A 17,000-nucleotide genomic window follows, 5' to 3' on the forward strand; every position below is an offset into this window, starting at 1 on the left:
CAATGCACCGTAACGTTGTGAACGGGACACATGGATAATCTTCACCTTCCTCAAGCCACGTCGCCTTTGGCCACGTGGCTTCATTATCTTGAACACCTGCATTCGCAAGCGATCGAGCTGGGGCTTGACCGCATTCGCGACGTCGCTCAGCGGCTCGACCTGCTGCAACCCGCTCCGTTTATCTTCACCGTCGCCGGCACCAACGGCAAAGGTACCACCTGTCGCACGCTGGAAACGGTGCTGATGGCGGCAGGCTTTCGCGTTGGCGTCTTCAGTTCGCCTCATCTGGTGCGTTACACCGAGCGCGTACGTGTTCAGGGCGAAGAGCTGGCCGAATCGGCGCACACCGCCAGCTTTGCGGCAATTGAAGCAGGGCGCGGAACCACCTCATTAACCTACTTTGAATTTGGCACGCTGTCGGCGCTGATGCTGTTTAAGCAGGCGGCACTCGATGTGGTGATCCTTGAGGTCGGCCTTGGTGGTCGCCTGGATGCCACCAACATTGTAGATGCCGACGTTGCGGTAGTCACCAGCATTGCGCTGGATCATACCGACTGGCTGGGCAACGATCGTGAAAGCATTGGCCGCGAAAAAGCGGGTATCTTTCGCCAGGGCAAGCCGGCGGTGGTTGGCGAGCCTGACATGCCATTAACCATTGCTGACGTTGCCAGCGCCTGCGGCGCCCGGCTGCATCAACGCGATCGCGACTGGCATTATCAACAGTTGGCTACCGGCTGGCGTTTTGTGGACGCGCAGGGCGAACTTAACGATCTGCCGCTGCCTCAGGTGCCGTTGCCTAATGCGGCTACCGCGTTGGCGGCATTGCGCGCGTCAGGGCTGGCGGTCGACGATGCGGTTATTCGGGCGCATATCGGGCGGGCGATTCTGCCGGGCCGTTTTCAAACCGTCAGCCAGGCTCCACGTCTGATTCTCGACGTTGCCCACAATCCTCACGCCGCCAGCTACCTGGCGAGTCGTCTGGCGGCAGAGCCGGTGGCCGGTAAAGTACACGCGGTGGTCGGCATGCTGCACGATAAAGATATTGCCGGCACGCTGGCCGCGTTGGCAAATCAGGTGGATGTCTGGTATTGCGCACCGTTAAGCGGACCGCGCGGTGCCAGTGCTGAACAGCTGCTGGCGCATCTGCCTGCAGGACAGGCGTTCAGCGATGTGACTTCAGCCTGGCGTGCGGCCATGCAGCAGGCGGGCAAGCAGGATATTGTGCTGGTGTGCGGTTCGTTCCACACCGTGGCACAGGTTATGGAAACGCTGGAAACGGAGAAGGGCAGTGGCAAGTAAGTTTCAAAACCGTTTAGTCGGCACCATTATATTAGTCGCCGTGGGGGTCATCGTGCTGCCCGGGCTGCTTGACGGCAAGAAGAAGCACTATAAAGAAGAGTTTGCGGCGATTCCGCTGGTGCCGAAACCGGAAGATCAGCAGGACAGCGAAATGGTGCCGCCGGTGACCCAGTCGCTGCCGTCTCAGCCACCGGAAGGCGCGGGTGCGGCGGTAGGCGGCAACAGCAACCGACCGCAGCAGTCAGCCGACAGTGGCGCGACGCAGCCGCAAAGCAATACGTCGCCAACGGTGGTGACGCCGCCGCCTGTCGCCGCGACAAAACCTGCGGAGCCGGTGCGCCAGCCGCCTAAAGCGCAGCCGAAACCGGTTGAAAAAGCGAAGCCGGTTGAGCAGCCGAAAAGCAAGCCGGTCGAGCAAAGCAAACCGGTTGAACAGCCAAAAGTGGTTGAGCAACCTAAACCTGTTGAGCAGACGAAACCCGCTGATGCGCCGGTTGGACAGGCGTATGTGGTGCAGTTGGGCGCGCTGAAAAATGCCAGCAAGGTCAATGAAATTGTTGCGCAGCTACGGTTGTCGGGCTATCGCGCCTTTACCGTGCCAGCCACGCCGGTGCAGGGACAAATTACACGTCTCTACGTAGGACCGGATGCGTCAAAAGCGAAAATGCAGGCGGCAGTCAGCGAGCTGAAAGGCATTTCTGGCCTGAGCGGCGTGGTGAAGCCTTACAGCGCCCGTTAACGCTTTGTGCCTTCTGTTCAGGCAAACATTATGCTAACCGGAGGCGGCGATTGAGAATTTTTTCGCCGCCTCTTTTTATGCGAAAAGGCACGGGGAAAACGCTACGCAAACGTTTTCTTTTTCTGTTAGAATGCGCCCCGAACTGGATGCAGGGGCACCGTCACTGGAAGAGTTCATGATCTGGATAGATTACGCCATTATTGCGGTAGTAAGTTTTTCGGCCCTCGTCAGCCTGATTCGTGGCTTTGTTCGGGAAGCCTTATCTCTCGTTACCTGGGGATGCGCATTCTTTGTCGCCAGTCATTATTACTCCTTCCTTGCGGTCTGGTTTACAGGCTTTGAAGACGAACTGGTTCGAAATGGCATTGCCATCGGCGTACTTTTTATTGCTACCCTTATCGTAGGGGCGATTGTGAATTACGTCATCGGCTCCCTGGTGGAAAAGACCGGCTTGTCCGGCACTGACCGGGTTTTGGGTGTCTGTTTTGGGGCATTGCGTGGCGTATTGATTGTCTCTGCCATACTTTTCTTCCTCGATACATTCACCGGCTTTTCGAAAAGTCCCGACTGGCAACAGTCACAGCTGATTCCCCAGTTTAGTTATATCATCAGGTGGTTTTTTGATTATCTGAAAAGCTCGTCGAGTTTTTTACCCCAGTGATTCCACTGGGCTGCGGCTTATGAGGAAATGACAACATGTGCGGTATTGTCGGTATCACCGGTTTCATGCCGGTAAACCAGTCGATTTATGACGCGTTAACGGTGCTTCAGCACCGCGGGCAGGATGCCGCAGGCATTTGTACCATTGATGCCATTAATTGCTTCCGTCAGCGAAAAGCAAACGGTCTGGTCAGCGATGTGTTTGAAGCGCGTCACATGCAGCGTTTGCAGGGCAACATGGGCATTGGCCATGTTCGCTATCCCACTGCCGGTAGCTCCAGCGCCTCTGAGGCGCAGCCGTTTTACGTCAACTCGCCCTACGGCATTACGCTGGCGCATAACGGTAATTTGACCAACGCACATGAACTGCGCAAGCAGCTGTTCGAAAGCGGCCGCCGCCACGTCAATACCACCTCCGATTCTGAAATCCTGCTGAACATCTTTGCGCAGGAACTCGATCGTTTTCCGCAGCATCCGCTGCAGGCAGACAATATTTTTGCTGCGGTCGCCGCGCTGCATAAAATGGTGCGCGGTGCCTACGCCTGCGTTTCCATGATTATCGGCCATGGCATGGTCGCTTTCCGCGATCCCAACGGTATCCGTCCGTTGGTCATTGGCAAGCGTGCTATGCCTGATGGCCGCGTGGAGTATATGGTTGCCTCGGAAAGCGTGGCGCTGGATACCCTGGGCTTTGAGTTTTTACGTGACGTCGCGCCGGGCGAAGCGGTCTATATCACGCAGGCGGGCCAGCTGTTCACGCGTCAGTGTGCAGAAAACCCGAAAACCAATCCGTGCCTGTTCGAATACGTCTACTTTGCGCGTCCGGACTCCTTCCTCGACAAAATTTCGGTCTACAGCGCGCGCGTTCGCATGGGCACCAAGCTGGGCAATAAAATTGCGCGTGAGTGGGAAGATCTCGATATCGATGTGGTGATTCCCATTCCGGAAACCTCCACCGACATTGCGCTGGAAATTGCCCGCATTCTGGACAAGCCGTATCGTCAGGGCTTTGTAAAAAATCGCTATGTCGGACGTACCTTCATTATGCCAGGGCAGCATCTGCGTCGCAGCGCCGTTCGACGCAAGCTGAACGCCAACCGCGCCGAGTTCCGCGATAAAAACGTGCTGCTGGTAGATGATTCCATCGTGCGTGGTACCACCTCAGAGCAAATTATTGAGATGGCGCGTGAAGCGGGCGCGAAGAAAGTTTATCTCGCCTCAGCTGCACCTGAGATTCGCTTCCCTAACGTGTACGGCATCGATATGCCCAGCGCCACTGAGCTGATTGCCCACGGACGTGAAGCGGATGAGATCTGTACGCTGATTAAAGCGGACAAGCTGATTTTCCAGGATTTGGGCGATCTGATTGAAGCGGTACGCGAAGAAAACCCGGACATTGGTCAGTTCGAGTGTTCGGTGTTTGATGGCATTTACGTCACCAAAGATGTCGATCAGCAGTATCTTGAATATCTGCAATCGCTGCGCAATGATGATGCAAAAGCCGCGCTGCGCCAGAATGAAGGCGAAAATCTTGAGTTGCACAACGAAGGCTAATCACCGACGATGCGTTCAGGAAATGAAAGGCCGGGAAACCGGCCTTTTTTGTGGGCACAACCGGCGCAAACGCAGCTAAACAGGATCAGCATGAAAAAAATAATTATTGGCATTTCCGGCGCCAGCGGGGCGATTTACGGCGTGCGCATGTTGCAGGTTTTGCAGGCGGTAGACGAGGTGGAAACCCATCTGATCATGAGTAACGCCGCGCGGCAGACGCTGGCGCTGGAAACCGATTACAGCCTGCGTGATGTCCAACAGATGGCGGATGTGGTGCACGATGCGCGTGATATCGCCGCCACAATCTCCTCGGGATCGTTTAAAACCGAAGGCATGGCAATCGTGCCGTGCTCAATGAAAACGCTCTCCGGCATCGTTCACAGCTATTCCGACGGGCTGCTGACGCGCGCCGCAGATGTCATTTTAAAAGAGCGGCGTCGGCTAGTGTTGTGCGTTCGGGAAACGCCGCTGCATATCGGCCATTTGCGCATGATGACCACCGCCGCAGAAATGGGCGCGATCATTATGCCGCCGGTGCCAGCCTTTTATCACCGCCCGCAAAACGTCATGGACATCGTTGATCAAACCGTTAACCGAGTCATCGATCAGTTTGATATTGACCTGCCTGACGATCTGTTTGTGCGCTGGCAAGGTGCACAAAAGTGATGTGATGCGCCAGTCTGGTGCATAAAAACGGAGCCGCCGCGTGACCTGTCCGGCAAATGCACCAAAATGCGCCATCATCCTGCTTTGCTTCGGCTTTTTATTCTCTATATTGAACACTAAACCGACAAGATGAAGCGTTGTTCATCCGGGAGGCAATGGCGCAACGCCTATGTTATCGGCGCTTGCAGATCTGGCACGAAATCTGCAATTCTGGACAGGCAAACAGCATCATAACAACAACAAACACATCACTGAGGGTAATCCATGAAGAAGCGACTCCTGGCTCTTTCTTTATTGACCTGCTTCAGCGCAGGCAGCGCCTTTGCTGCTCTGCCTGAAACGCTGCGCATCGGCACCGATCCTACCTATCCGCCTTTTGAATCAAAAAATACGCAGGGCCAGCTGACCGGATTTGATATCGATTTAGCGAACGAGATCTGTAAACGTATTCAGACCAAATGTACCTATGTTGAAAGCGACTTTGACGCGCTGATTCCCTCACTGAAAGCCAAAAAAATCGACGCCATTATCTCCTCACTGTCGATTACTGAAAAACGGCAGCAGGAGATCGCCTTCTCTGAAAAACTCTATGCCGCTAACGCCCGTCTGGTAGCACCGAAAGGCGCGAAAATCTCCCCCGATCTGACCGCGTTGAAAGGCAAAACCATTGGCCTGCTGCAGGGCACCACCCAGGAAACCTACGCTAATCAGTACTGGCGGCCAAAAGGGGTGAATATCACGCCTTATGCCAACCAGGACCTGGTCTATCAGGATCTTAACGCCGGACGCATTGATGCGGCATTCCAGGATGAAATCCAGGCAAGCGAAGGTTTTCTGAAGCAGCCAGTGGGTAAAGCCTATGCGTTTGCTGGTCCGGCAGTGAAAGATGACAAGATCTTCGGCGTCGGCACCGGCATGGGCCTGCGCAAAGATGATGGCGAACTGAAAACGGCCATTGATAAGGCTTTTGGCGAAATGCGTAAAGACGGTACTTACGACAAAATCGCGAAAAAATACTTTGATTTCAACGTATACGGTGACTGATTTACACCTGTCGTCACGGCTGTCCGCCGCATAGCGGGCAGCTTGTTCATCGACACTTCACGACAGGATCATCCCCATGCTTTACGGCTACTCTGACGTTATTCTTAAAGGCGCAACGGTGACGCTGGAGCTGGCACTCAGTTCAGTGTTGCTGGCGCTTGTGCTTGGCCTCGCCGGTGCGGCCGCCAAACTTTCTCGCAATCGACCGCTGGCGTTGCTGTTTGAAGCCTATACCACGCTGATCCGCGGCGTGCCCGATCTGGTGCTGATGCTGCTGATTTTTTATGGATTGCAGATCGCGCTTAACCAGCTAACCGATGCCTTGGGCGTTGGGCAGTTTGATATCGATCCGATGGTGGCCGGTATCATCACGCTCGGCTTTATCTACGGCGCCTATTTTACCGAAACCTTCCGCGGTGCCTTCCTCGCCGTACCAAAAGGGCAAATTGAAGCGGCAACCGCCTTTGGGTTTACTTCATCGCAGGTTTTTCGCCGCATTCTGTTTCCCGGCATGATGCGTTACGCCTTGCCGGGCATCGGCAACAACTGGCAGGTCATTCTGAAGGCCACCGCGCTGGTTTCACTACTTGGGTTGGAAGATGTGGTAAAAGCGACGCAACTGGCAGGCAAAAGCACCTGGCAACCTTTCTACTTCGCTATCGTGGCGGGAGCCATTTATCTGCTGTTCACCACCTTATCCAACGGTGTGCTGTGGTGGCTGACGCGTCGATATTCAGTTGGGGTGAAAAAGGCTGAGCTATGATCGATATTATTCAGGAATACTGGAAAGCACTGCTGTGGAGCGATGGTTATCGCATTACCGGCGTAGCGATGACGCTGTGGCTGCTGATTATTTCGGTGGTGCTGGGCGGCTGTCTGGCCGTGCTGTTAGCGATTGCACGCGTATCACCGAACCGGTTTATTAGCCTGCCTGTCTGGCTGTTTACTTATGTGTTTCGCGGCACGCCACTCTACGTGCAGCTGCTGGTGTTTTACTCCGGCATGTATACGCTGGAAGTGGTGAAGGGCACCGAACTGCTCAACGCGTTTTTTCGTAGCGGGCTGAACTGTACGCTGCTGGCGTTTACCCTTAACACCTGTGCCTATACCACCGAGATATTCGCCGGAGCCATTCGGGCGGTGCCGCACGGTGAAATCGAAGCGGCGCGCGCCTATGGCTTTTCCACCTTTAAACTTTATCGCTGCATTATTTTGCCTTCTGCACTGCGTACCGCGTTGCCGGTCTACAGCAATGAAGTGATTTTAATGCTGCACTCCACGGCGCTGGCCTTCACCGCCACCGTGCCGGATCTGCTGAAAGTGGCGCGCGATATTAACTCAGCAACCTATCAGCCTTTTACCGCGTTCGGTCTTGCGGCCGTGCTCTATCTTATTATCTCTTATGTGCTGATTAGCCTGTTCCGCGCCGCAGAGCGCCGCTGGCTGGCACATATAGCGCCTCACTGAGTGATTGACCATGGCTGAAATGAAATTAAGCGTGACCGATTTACACAAGCGTTATGGGGAACATGAAGTGCTGAAAGGGGTGTCGCTGCAGGCTAAGGCGGGCGATGTCATCAGCATTATCGGATCGTCCGGCTCGGGTAAAAGCACTTTTCTGCGCTGCATTAACTTTCTGGAAAAGCCCAGCGAGGGAGCGATTTCGGTGAACAATGCCGCTATTTCACTGGTGCGCGACACCGATGGTCAGCTCAAGGTGGCGAACAAGGAGCAGCTGCGTATGCTGCGTACGCGCCTGACCATGGTGTTTCAGCACTTCAATCTGTGGAGCCACATGACGGTGCTGGAAAACGTAATGGAAGCGCCGATTCAGGTGCTGGGATTGTCGAAGCAGGAAGCGCGCCAGCGCGCCATTACCTATCTTGATAAGGTCGGCATTGATGAGCGCGCGCGCGGTAAGTACCCGGTGCATCTCTCCGGTGGTCAGCAGCAACGCGTCTCCATTGCGCGTGCCCTGGCGATGGAGCCGGACGTGCTGCTGTTTGATGAGCCGACGTCGGCGCTCGATCCTGAGCTGGTCGGCGAAGTGCTGCGCATTATGCAGAAGCTGGCGGAAGAGGGGAAAACCATGGTGGTGGTAACACACGAAATGGAATTTGCCCGTCACGTTTCCAGCCACGTTATTTTCCTGCATCAGGGCAAAATCGAAGAGCAGGGCACGCCGGAAGAGGTGTTCGACCGTACACAAAGCCCACGGCTGAAACAGTTCCTCTCGGGGTCGTTAAAATAACCGCATTGAGCCAACGGCTGCGCCGTTGGCTCGCGTTACACCACGTCAGCCAACGCCTGATCCAGCTGTACCCATTTAAAGCGGTAGCCTGACTCCTCAAGCCGCTTTGGCAGCAGGTGCTGACCGCCTAATACTAACACCGCCGATTCCCCCATCATCAGCTTAATAGCGCCCGCTGGCGTGCGCATAAAGGCAGGGCGGTGCATCGCATGACCCAGGATAGCGGCAAACTGCTCGTTGCGCACGGCATAAGGTGCAACCATGTTAAAGGGTCCGCGCAGCGTCGGTTTTTCCAGCAGCCAGAGGATGCCGTTAACCATATCATCGATGTGAATCCACGGCATATATTGCTTGCCGCTGCCGATCGGTCCGCCCACGCCCATCTTAAACGGCAGCTTCATTTTGGTCAGCGCGCCGCCTTCCTTCGCCAGTACCACGCCGGTGCGCAGCAGACAAACGCGGGTGCGATCGCTTTCAGCGGCCAGCGCCAGCGCTTCCCAGCGGGCGCAGAGCTGGTGGGTGAATTCATCCTGACCGCCATCCTCTTCGGTTACAATCGCTTCGCCGCTGTTGCCATAAAACCCACTGGCTGAGCCTGAGATCAGCACCTGTGGCGGCTGGCTGCTGGCATTGATCAGTGACGCCAGCTGTTCGGTGATCTGCCAGCGGCTTTCACACAGGCGCTGTTTCTGCTGTTCACTCCAGCGCTTATCGGCGATCGGCTCGCCGGCGAGGTTAATCACCGCATCAATACCGTTGAGATCTTTCTGTTGGGCGATGCCGGACCAGATGGTCACCCGTGAATCCAGTTTTTCCCTTGCTGCCGCGACGTCGCGGCTGATCACGCTAATCTGGTGCCCTTTCGCTAATAACGCTGGCACCAAATGGCTGCCAATCAGCCCGGTGCCACCGGTGAGTAAAATATGCATGCCGGGTATCCTTATACGTTGTTTAATCGCCCCTTTTGAGCATAGAAGAGATGCGCCAGGCTGGCGAACAAACGGGGCGATAACGCGGATTTCAGCCTGAAAAAACCGCGTCATGACGCGTGATGATTTCGGCATCATGAACAGAGCCAAAAAAGGGTGCCGGTCGCAGCATATTTTGGTCGCGCTGTCACGAATGAAAGGGTAAAAAAGGGAGTAAAACGGTTATTGCTTCATAACAGATAAATCTTTATTTTAGGGCGGCGCGCGTCAACGAAACGCGCGGTCATGGCGAAGATCATCGCGCAACAGTGCGCCAAAAATATTATTAAGGGTTACGGATGGTGGAGCAAAGTCAGGCTGCGGGCACCGAGTGGGTTGATATTGTCAACGAAGAGAATGAGGTCATCGCACAGTCGAGTCGGGCGCAAATGCGTGCGCAGCGGCTGCGTCATCGCGCAACCTATATCGTTGTGCATGACGGCAGAGGAAAAATCCTCGTGCAGCGTCGTACCGAGAACAAAGACTTTATGCCGGGTATGCTGGATGCGACCGCCGGCGGCGTCGTGCAGTCCGGTGAAAACATGCTGGAATCGGCGCGTCGTGAAGCAGAAGAAGAGCTGGGCATCGCTGATGTGCCTTTTGCCGAGCACGGCATGTTCTATTTCGAAGATCAGCACTGCCGCGTCTGGGGCGGTCTGTTCAGCTGTGTGTCGCACGGTCCTTTCGCTATGCAGGAAGAAGAAGTGGCCGAGATATTCTGGATGCTGCCGGAAGAGATCACCGCACGCTGCGATGAGTTTACCGATGATTCGCTCAAAGCCTTGTCGCTCTGGATGAGCCGCAACGGTGAAAATGGATAAAAAAAGGGTCGCTTATAGCGACCCTTTTTGTTGATGAACCCGTGTGGTTATACGTGACGTTCACCGGCAACACGATGACGAGGTTGCGTACGACGGCCAACCATACCCATCACACCGGCAACAATCGCTTCGATAATCATCATGAAGAAGACAAACCAGCTCACTTTAGCGGTAGCAGCGGCAGCTTTGTCTGCAGCTTCACGCGCTTTCTGCTCGGCCTGTTTTTTCAGTTCTTCATATTTCTGCACTGCCTGCTGATAGCTCTGCTCAGCCTGATTTACCATCTGATCCACTTCCTGATCGCTTTTTCCGGTACGCGCTTTGATAATATTTTTCAGCGCTTCACGGTCCGCGGCCTGGAATGTATTTTCATGACGATCAATTAAGCCTTTAACAAAGTTGGTGAGGTCAGTATCCGCATTTTGTGGGTTATTTGCGGTGTTCTCAGCCTGATTCTGTGCATTATTTGCTTCAGATTTCGCTTTATTTTCCAGGTTCTCTGGTTGTAATTCTGGCTTACCGGTTTGACGCAGTGTGGTTTCAAGCTGATTCTGGAAATCATCAAGATTGATGTTATTTTCTTTCAGCTTGTCTTTCGCCATTTGCGTCACGGAAGGTGCCGCCGCGCCAATACCGTTACCTACCGCCTGCAGGCCGGTGCCGACAATATTCATTGCGCCAGTCACCGCGCTATTAACCACAACAACAGCCAGCCAGACGCAAATCAGCGCGTTCACGCCAAACATCAGCAGGCCATGCAGCGCACCTTCACGCTGTGCCAGGCGGCCAGAAATATAGGCACCTACGGCAACGGAGATCAGAATGCTGGCACCGGTCCAGATGGCTGCGCCCCAGCCGATACTATCAAGCGGGTTTTGCTCTTTCAGCGGATCGATGGTGGTGGTGCCAATAGCCGTGCCCAAAATAGCCAGCAGCATATAAATTACCAGTGAAGTAATCACACCGGCAAATACGGCACTCCACGAAATACGTTTTAACGGTACTTCCCGGTTTTCAATATAAGGCGTGCGAGTTTCAACATGAGGTTCGCGCATTTATCTATCTCCATATTATTTTATCATTACTACGCTGTTGCCATAGCGAATTTGATTTAACTGCTAAAAAGAGAATAGTCGCAAAAACGCTTTTTGCCACTAAATGACAAGAAGTTATTTAAAAAAAAGCGGAGCGGGAATAAAGCGCGGGTGACGTCGGGCAACAATTGCCCGATATTGAGGCAGGAAACGCAGCGGTTACTTTTGCTCAATAAAAAAAGAAAATAAAACGGCCGCCAGGCGACCGTTTTTGTAGAAATGTGTTATGCCTGGTCTTCCGCCTGCTGAGCCTGAATGGCGGTGAGTGCAATGGTATAAACGATGTCATCAACCAGCGCGCCGCGCGACAGATCATTCACCGGTTTGCGCATACCTTGCAGCATCGGGCCAATTGAAATCAGGTCGGCTGAACGCTGAACCGCTTTGTAGGTGGTGTTGCCGGTATTGAGATCCGGGAAGATGAATACCGTGGCACGGCCCGCAACCGGCGAATCAGGCGCCTTCGATTTGGCGACGTCAGCCATGATCGCGGCATCATATTGCAGTGGACCATCGATCACTAAATCAGGGCGTTTAGCCTGGGCAATACGAGTCGCCTCGCGCACTTTTTCCACGTCGCTGCCCGCACCTGAGTTACCGGTGGAATAGGAGATCATGGCGACGCGTGGATCGATACCAAACGCCTGAGCGGAATCCGCCGACTGAATGGCGATCTCGGCCAGCTGCTCTGCATCAGGATCGGGATTGATGGCACAGTCGCCGTAAACCAGCACCTGCTCGGGCAGCAGCATAAAGAACACCGATGAGACCAGCGAGCTGTTTGGCGCGGTCTTAATCAGCTGCAACGGTGGGCGAATGGTATTGGCGGTGGTATGCACCGCACCGGACACCAGACCGTCCACTTCGCCGCCTTCCAGCATCATGGTGCCGAGCACCACGTTGTCTTCCAGCTGTTCTTCAGCCACCACTTCGGTCATGCCTTTGTTCTTACGCAGTTCGACCAGGCGCGCAATGTAGTTTTTACGCGCCACTTCCGGATCGATAATTTCAATGCCGCTGTTCAGCACCACGCCTTGCGCAGCGGCAACGCGTTTGATCTCTTCTGGATTGCCCAGCAGCACGCAGGTGGCGATGCCTCGTTCAGCACAGATTGAGGCTGCCTTAACGGTGCGAGGTTCATCACCTTCAGGCAGAACGATACGCTTGCCCGCTTTGCGTGCCAGCTCGGTGAGCTGATAACGGAAGGCCGGTGGTGACAGACGACGACTGCGCTCAGAGGCAGCGGTCAGCGACTCAATCCAGTCGGCGTCGATGTGGCTGGCCACATATTCTGATACGCGCTCAATACGCTGGGTATCGTCGCTGGGCACTTCCAGATTGAAGCTCTGCAGGCTCAAAGAGGTTTGCCAGGTGTTGGTTTTCACCATAAACACCGGCAGACCGGTCTGGAAGGCGCGTTCGCACAGCTGATTGATGCGCGCATCAATATCGTAGCCACCGGTCAACAGGATGGCACCGATCTCAATGCCGTTCATGGCGGCGAGGCAGGCGGCAACCAGCACATCAGGGCGATCGGCTGAGGTTACCAGCAGCGAACCGGGACGGAAATGCTCCAGCATATGCGGAATGCTGCGCGCGCAGAAGGTCACTGATTTCACGCGGCGCGTCTGGATTTCGCCTTCGTTAACGATCTCAGCATTGAGATGGCGACACATATCGATAGCGCGGGTCGCGATCAGCTCAAAGCTCCACGGCACGCAGCCCAACACCGGCAACGGGCTGTTGGCAAACAGCTGTTTAGGATCGATATTGGCGACGCTGGCTTTGTTGGAGTCATCGAAAATCTCAGAGAGATCCGGGCGCGTGCGGCCCTGTTCATCAACCGGCGCATTGAGTTTGTTAATAATCACGCCGGTGATGTTTTTGTTTTTGCTGCCGCCGAAGCTGCTTTGGGTGAGCTCAATACGCTCTTTCAGCTGCGCCGGTGAGTCATTGCCCAGCGCCATCACAAACACGATTTCAGCGTTTAGCGTTTTGGCAATTTCATAGTTCAGGGCGTTGGCGAACTGGTGTTTACGGGTCGGGACCAGGCCTTCCACCAGCACTACTTCTGCGTCCTGAGTGTTTTCATGGTAACGCGCAATGATCTCTTCCATCAGCACGTCCTGCTGATTGGATCCCAGCAGCGACTCAACGCGTGACATATGCAGCGGCTCAGCGGCGGGAATCGTGGAGTTTTTGCGAATAATGGTGGTGGTCTGGTCGGGCGTGTTGCCGCCTGAACGCGGCTGGGCAATCGGTTTAAACACGCTGAGGCGTACGCCTTTGCGCTCCATTGCGCGAATGACGCCGATGCTGACGCTGGTCAGGCCAACGCTGGTGCCGGTCGGAATAAGCATAATAGTACGGGACACGGGAAACCTCTCAGGTATCGCAAGCGGTCAAAACAATTCCGTCAGCCTGAGCTGACGGAGTGAAGATATTACGCGGTAAGGCGCGCGGCATCCTGCGCAATCACCAACTCTTCGTTGGTTGGAATGACGATGGCGAGACGGGTGCCTTCTTTATTAATAAAGCCGGACTTGCCGAAGCGCGCGGCCAGGTTGCGCTCATGATCCACCTCAAAGCCTAGCAGGCCCAGCTTGCTTAAGGCCAGTTCGCGTACCAGCGCGGCGTTTTCACCGATGCCGCCGGTGAAGATCACCGCATCCAGACGACCTTCCATCAGCGCGGTGTAAGAACCGATATATTTTGCCAGGCGATGACAGAAAACGTCCATTGCGCGTTTGGCATCTTCTTTGGTGGCATAATTATCTTCAACATAACGGCAGTCACTGGTGACTTCGGTCAGGCCCAGCAGGCCAGACTCTTTGGTCAGCAGCTTGTTAATGGCGTCTACGCTCATGCCCAGCGTATCGTGCAGGAAGAAGACAATAGCAGGATCGATATCGCCGCTGCGCGTGCCCATGACCAGACCTTCCAGCGGCGTTAAGCCCATTGAGGTATCAACGCATTGGCCGTTGCGAATCGCCGAGACTGAGCCGCCATTACCGAGATGACAGGTAATCACGTTGAGTTCTTCAACCGGCTTATTCAGCATTTTTGCCGCTTCACGCGAAACATAGAAGTGACTGGTGCCGTGCGCGCCATAACGGCGAACGCCGTGCTCTTTGTAAAGATGGTAAGGCAGGGCATAAAGGTAGGACTCTTCAGGCATTGTCTGATGGAAAGCGGTGTCGAAAACAGCGACATTTTTATCAGAGAGATGCGGGAAGTTTTTCAGCGCTTCATTAATGCCAATCAGATGGGCCGGATTATGCAAAGGCGCAAAAGAAGAGGCGTCTTTGATACCCTGTACCACATCGTCAGTGATAATTACTGAGTGCGTTAATTTTTCGCCACCGTGCACAATACGATGGCCTATCGCAGTGATTTGTGCGGAGAGCTCAGGTTTTTGTGCCAAAATAGTGTCAACGATAAAGTTCAGGGCTTCACTGTGAGCAGCGCCCGCGCCCAGCGCGGCTTCTTGTTTATTGCCTTCCAGCTTCCATTTGATGCGGGCTTCAGGTAAATGGAAACATTCGGCGAGACCGGATAAATATTCTTCGCCATCAGCAGGATTCAGGATAGCGAACTTAAGAGAAGAGCTACCGCAGTTCAGAACCAGAACTAACTTACTCGACATGGAAGTACCTATTTGTTTAAAGTGGCTAAAAATAACGCAATCAGGTTTTTAGAGTAGCGCATGACAGCGGTAATATTTATGACTGACATCATGCCAACGGCAAAATTTCCGCCCGCATCAAAAAATTATTGCAAAATTACGTAATTATTTGAAAGTCGCTTAGCCGAATGTGGCTTAACCCCCTGTTTTGTGGGGATGCTTACCTCAGTACGGGTATAACCGCGCTCAGGATAACGAGAGTGACCAGCAAAAACAAAATCTTTTGAAGAATGTCACGTAAAGTTGTGTGGTTATAAAAATATTTTAATCCCTACCAAAGAAGTTGAGGTCAGCAATGGCAGAAAATTCAGGCAATATCAGTTGGTTTTCACTCTTCCAACGTGGTCAGCGTTATATGAAAACCTGGCCTGCAGATAAGCGGCTGGCACCGATGTTCCCGGAAAATCGCGTCAGTAACGCCACGCGATTTGCCATTCGCTTTATGCCGCCGCTGGCAATATTTACGCTCACCTGGCAAATTGCGCTGGGCGGCCAACTCGGTCCGGCGGTTGCCACGGCTATTTTTGCCTGTAGCCTGCCAATGCAGGGATTATGGTGGCTGGGTAAACGCTCGGTAACGCCGTTGCCACCTACGCTGCTGCACTGGTTTCATGAGGTGCGGGGTAAATTGCAGGAAGCAGGGCAGGCGATTGCGCCGGTTGAGGGCAAACCAACCTATCAGGCACTGGCTGAGGTATTAAAACGCGCGTTTAATCAGCTGGATAAAACCTTTTTAGACGACCTTTGATTCCGCATGTTTCTCAGTGGCAATCGGCCTACAGGGCGCTGAAATCCTCTTTCAGCGCCCTGTGCTTTTTGCAGTGCTGAACATAGCGCAGATCTGCGGAACCAATTAGGTTTGCACAAAGCGGGTCAGGCGCGGTTCAATGTGCGGGTCATTATCAACCTGAAAGAAGGAACGGCTTGTGAAGTGTAGAGGTTTTCTGTTCGATTTAGACGGCACGCTGGTGGATTCTTTACCCGCTGTAGAACGCGCATGGACCAACTGGGGCAAGCGTCACGGCATTGCTGCCGATGAGATCCTCGATTTCATTCATGGCAAACAGGCAATCACTTCACTCCGTCACTTTATGGCGGGTCAGCCTGAAGAAGCTATTCAACATGAATTCCTGCTGCTGGAAAGCCGCGAAGCCGAAGATACTGAAGGCGTACGTGCGCTGCCAGGAGCACAACAATTGCTGGCTACGCTCAACGAATTGCAGATTCCCTGGGCCATTGTGACTTCGGGTTCAAAACCGGTCGCCAGCGCGCGCCACAAAGCAGCCGGATTGCCGGAGCCAGAAATCTTTGTCACCGCCGAACGCGTCAGCCGCGGCAAGCCCGAGCCGGATGCCTATCTTTTAGGGGCGCAACTGCTGGAACTCGACTCTGAGGAGTGTGTGGTGGTGGAAGATGCGCCGGCCGGAATCCTTTCCGGTTTGGCCGCAGGCGCGCACGTTGTTGCGGTGAATGCGCCAGCGGATGCTGCGCGGCTGGATGAGGTCGCTATGCAACTCACCTCGCTGGAAGAGCTGATCGTCAGCAAAAATGATGACGGTACGATTGACGTTTTCAGAAAGCACTAAGCCGCGGGCGCCCGTTTACAATGGGGAATCCTGTGAGATTTCATCAAGTGACAGGGTAAAGCTGGGAACAAACACCGCCATAAAATAGTCCATCTCCGGGCTGCGACGCTGATGAAGCGTTTTCTCCAGGCGCGCTTTGGCTAAGCGAAATTCATTATTACCCGCCGACAGCTCTTCAAGACATTTCAGGTAGGCGCAGAGCGCGTCTGCCTGCTTGACCATCGCGGTCTCTTCTTCCGAATGCGCATGCTCGTCCAGAAACGGACGCCAGGCTTCCTGTAGCTCTTCCGGCAACATTTCTATCAGCTTCTGCTGGGCAATCTTTTCAATCTTTTTATATTCGTGGGCAATCTGCTCGTTGTAGTACTTCACGGGCGTGGGCAGATCGCCGGTTAGCACTTCGCTGGCATCATGGTAGATCGCCATCAGCGCGATGCGCTCTGCGTTGAGCTGGCCGCCAAACTTCATATTTTTAATCAGGGCCAGAGCATGTGCGACCATGGCAACCTGCAGACTGTGCTCAGAAACGTTTTCTGTGCGCACGTTGCGCATTAGCGGCCAGCGGTTAATCAGTTTTAGTCGGGACAGATGGGCGAAAAAGTGACTTTGCTGCATGATAAACATCCTTTGAGT

General features: G+C 54.1%; 17 protein-coding genes. 12 read left to right on the forward strand and 5 right to left on the reverse strand.

The genetic code is table 11. From position 1 onward, the window contains the following. Nucleotides 1–30: 30 nt before the first annotated feature. The 9 genes from folC to hisP all read left to right on the forward strand — a co-directional run bounded on the left by folC (nt 31) and on the right by hisP (nt 8,213). Nucleotides 31–1,299, forward strand: coding sequence for a bifunctional tetrahydrofolate synthase/dihydrofolate synthase (gene folC / locus ACJY2L_RS09295; RefSeq protein ID WP_439212446.1), 1,269 nt, complete (start codon nt 31–33; stop codon nt 1,297–1,299). Next, on the forward strand, nt 1,289–2,038 hold the full coding sequence (gene dedD / locus ACJY2L_RS09300; protein WP_067432489.1) for a cell division protein DedD: 750 nt from the start codon (nt 1,289–1,291) through the stop codon (nt 2,036–2,038). The genes folC and dedD overlap by 11 nt, the downstream gene beginning before the upstream one ends. 175 nt (nt 2,039–2,213) lie before the next feature. After that, on the forward strand, nt 2,214–2,699 hold the full coding sequence (gene cvpA / locus ACJY2L_RS09305) for a colicin V production protein (RefSeq protein ID WP_067432485.1): 486 nt from the start codon (nt 2,214–2,216) through the stop codon (nt 2,697–2,699). A gap of 35 nt (nt 2,700–2,734) precedes the next feature. Next, nucleotides 2,735–4,252 (forward strand): amidophosphoribosyltransferase, encoded by a 1,518-nt coding sequence (gene purF, locus ACJY2L_RS09310; RefSeq protein WP_067432482.1) that lies wholly within the window; start codon nt 2,735–2,737, stop codon nt 4,250–4,252. A gap of 90 nt (nt 4,253–4,342) precedes the next feature. Next, nucleotides 4,343–4,918 carry a UbiX family flavin prenyltransferase gene (locus ACJY2L_RS09315; protein WP_067432479.1) on the forward strand — a complete coding sequence of 192 codons (576 nt, stop codon included), beginning with the start codon at nt 4,343–4,345 and terminating at the stop codon, nt 4,916–4,918. Between the two features lie 264 nt (nt 4,919–5,182). Continuing rightward, entirely contained in the window at nt 5,183–5,962 is a 780-nt protein-coding gene (argT, locus tag ACJY2L_RS09320; RefSeq protein ID WP_439212445.1) for a lysine/arginine/ornithine ABC transporter substrate-binding protein ArgT, read from the forward strand. Nucleotides 5,963–6,038: 76 nt separating this feature from the next. Further along, nucleotides 6,039–6,725: a histidine ABC transporter permease HisQ gene (gene hisQ, locus ACJY2L_RS09325; protein WP_067432473.1), complete on the forward strand. Its 687-nt coding sequence runs from the start codon at nt 6,039–6,041 to the stop codon at nt 6,723–6,725. After that, a complete protein-coding gene (locus ACJY2L_RS09330; protein WP_067432471.1) occupies nt 6,722–7,429 on the forward strand; it encodes an ABC transporter permease in 708 nt (235 codons plus the stop codon). Before hisQ ends, ACJY2L_RS09330 begins: the two co-directional genes overlap by 4 nt. A 10-nt stretch (nt 7,430–7,439) precedes the next feature. Next, nucleotides 7,440–8,213, forward strand: coding sequence for a histidine ABC transporter ATP-binding protein HisP (hisP, locus tag ACJY2L_RS09335; RefSeq protein WP_067432470.1), 774 nt, complete (start codon nt 7,440–7,442; stop codon nt 8,211–8,213). Nucleotides 8,214–8,248: 35 nt separating this feature from the next. Here the strand turns inward: hisP and ACJY2L_RS09340 are convergent, their stop codons facing one another. Next, the gene (locus tag ACJY2L_RS09340; protein WP_439212444.1) at nt 8,249–9,142 is read right to left on the reverse strand and encodes a TIGR01777 family oxidoreductase; all 894 of its coding nucleotides are present in this window, start codon (nt 9,140–9,142) and stop codon (nt 8,249–8,251) included. Nucleotides 9,143–9,480: 338 nt separating this feature from the next. Here ACJY2L_RS09340 and yfcD point away from each other — a divergent pair, with 338 nt between their 5' ends. Continuing rightward, a complete protein-coding gene (gene yfcD / locus ACJY2L_RS09345) occupies nt 9,481–10,002 on the forward strand; it encodes an NUDIX hydrolase YfcD (protein ID WP_067432464.1) in 522 nt (173 codons plus the stop codon). 47 nt (nt 10,003–10,049) lie between these two features. Here the strand turns inward: yfcD and ACJY2L_RS09350 are convergent, their stop codons facing one another. The 3 genes from ACJY2L_RS09350 to ackA form a co-directional block, all read right to left on the reverse strand. Further along, entirely contained in the window at nt 10,050–11,057 is a 1,008-nt protein-coding gene (locus tag ACJY2L_RS09350) for a hypothetical protein (protein WP_439212443.1), read from the reverse strand. 263 nt (nt 11,058–11,320) lie between these two features. Then, nucleotides 11,321–13,456, reverse strand: coding sequence for a phosphate acetyltransferase (pta, locus tag ACJY2L_RS09355; protein ID WP_067432457.1), 2,136 nt, complete (start codon nt 13,454–13,456; stop codon nt 11,321–11,323). A gap of 83 nt (nt 13,457–13,539) precedes the next feature. Next, on the reverse strand, nt 13,540–14,742 hold the full coding sequence (gene ackA / locus ACJY2L_RS09360; RefSeq protein WP_439212442.1) for an acetate kinase: 1,203 nt from the start codon (nt 14,740–14,742) through the stop codon (nt 13,540–13,542). Nucleotides 14,743–15,076: 334 nt separating this feature from the next. On the opposite strand from ackA, the gene yfbV reads away from it, so the two are divergent. Continuing rightward, on the forward strand, nt 15,077–15,529 hold the full coding sequence (gene yfbV, locus ACJY2L_RS09365) for a terminus macrodomain insulation protein YfbV (protein ID WP_439212441.1): 453 nt from the start codon (nt 15,077–15,079) through the stop codon (nt 15,527–15,529). A gap of 178 nt (nt 15,530–15,707) precedes the next feature. Beyond that, nucleotides 15,708–16,367 (forward strand): sugar phosphatase, encoded by a 660-nt coding sequence (locus tag ACJY2L_RS09370; protein WP_187485649.1) that lies wholly within the window; start codon nt 15,708–15,710, stop codon nt 16,365–16,367. A gap of 15 nt (nt 16,368–16,382) precedes the next feature. Here ACJY2L_RS09370 and yfbR read toward each other — a convergent pair whose 3' ends face one another. Beyond that, complete coding sequence (yfbR, locus tag ACJY2L_RS09375) at nt 16,383–16,982, reverse strand: 5'-deoxynucleotidase (protein WP_187487422.1); 600 nt, start codon at nt 16,980–16,982, stop codon at nt 16,383–16,385. Nucleotides 16,983–17,000: the final 18 nt, after the last annotated feature.

Source organism: Duffyella sp. Ts4, assembly GCF_051851875.1.
GTDB lineage: Bacteria > Pseudomonadota > Gammaproteobacteria > Enterobacterales > Enterobacteriaceae > Duffyella > Duffyella gerundensis.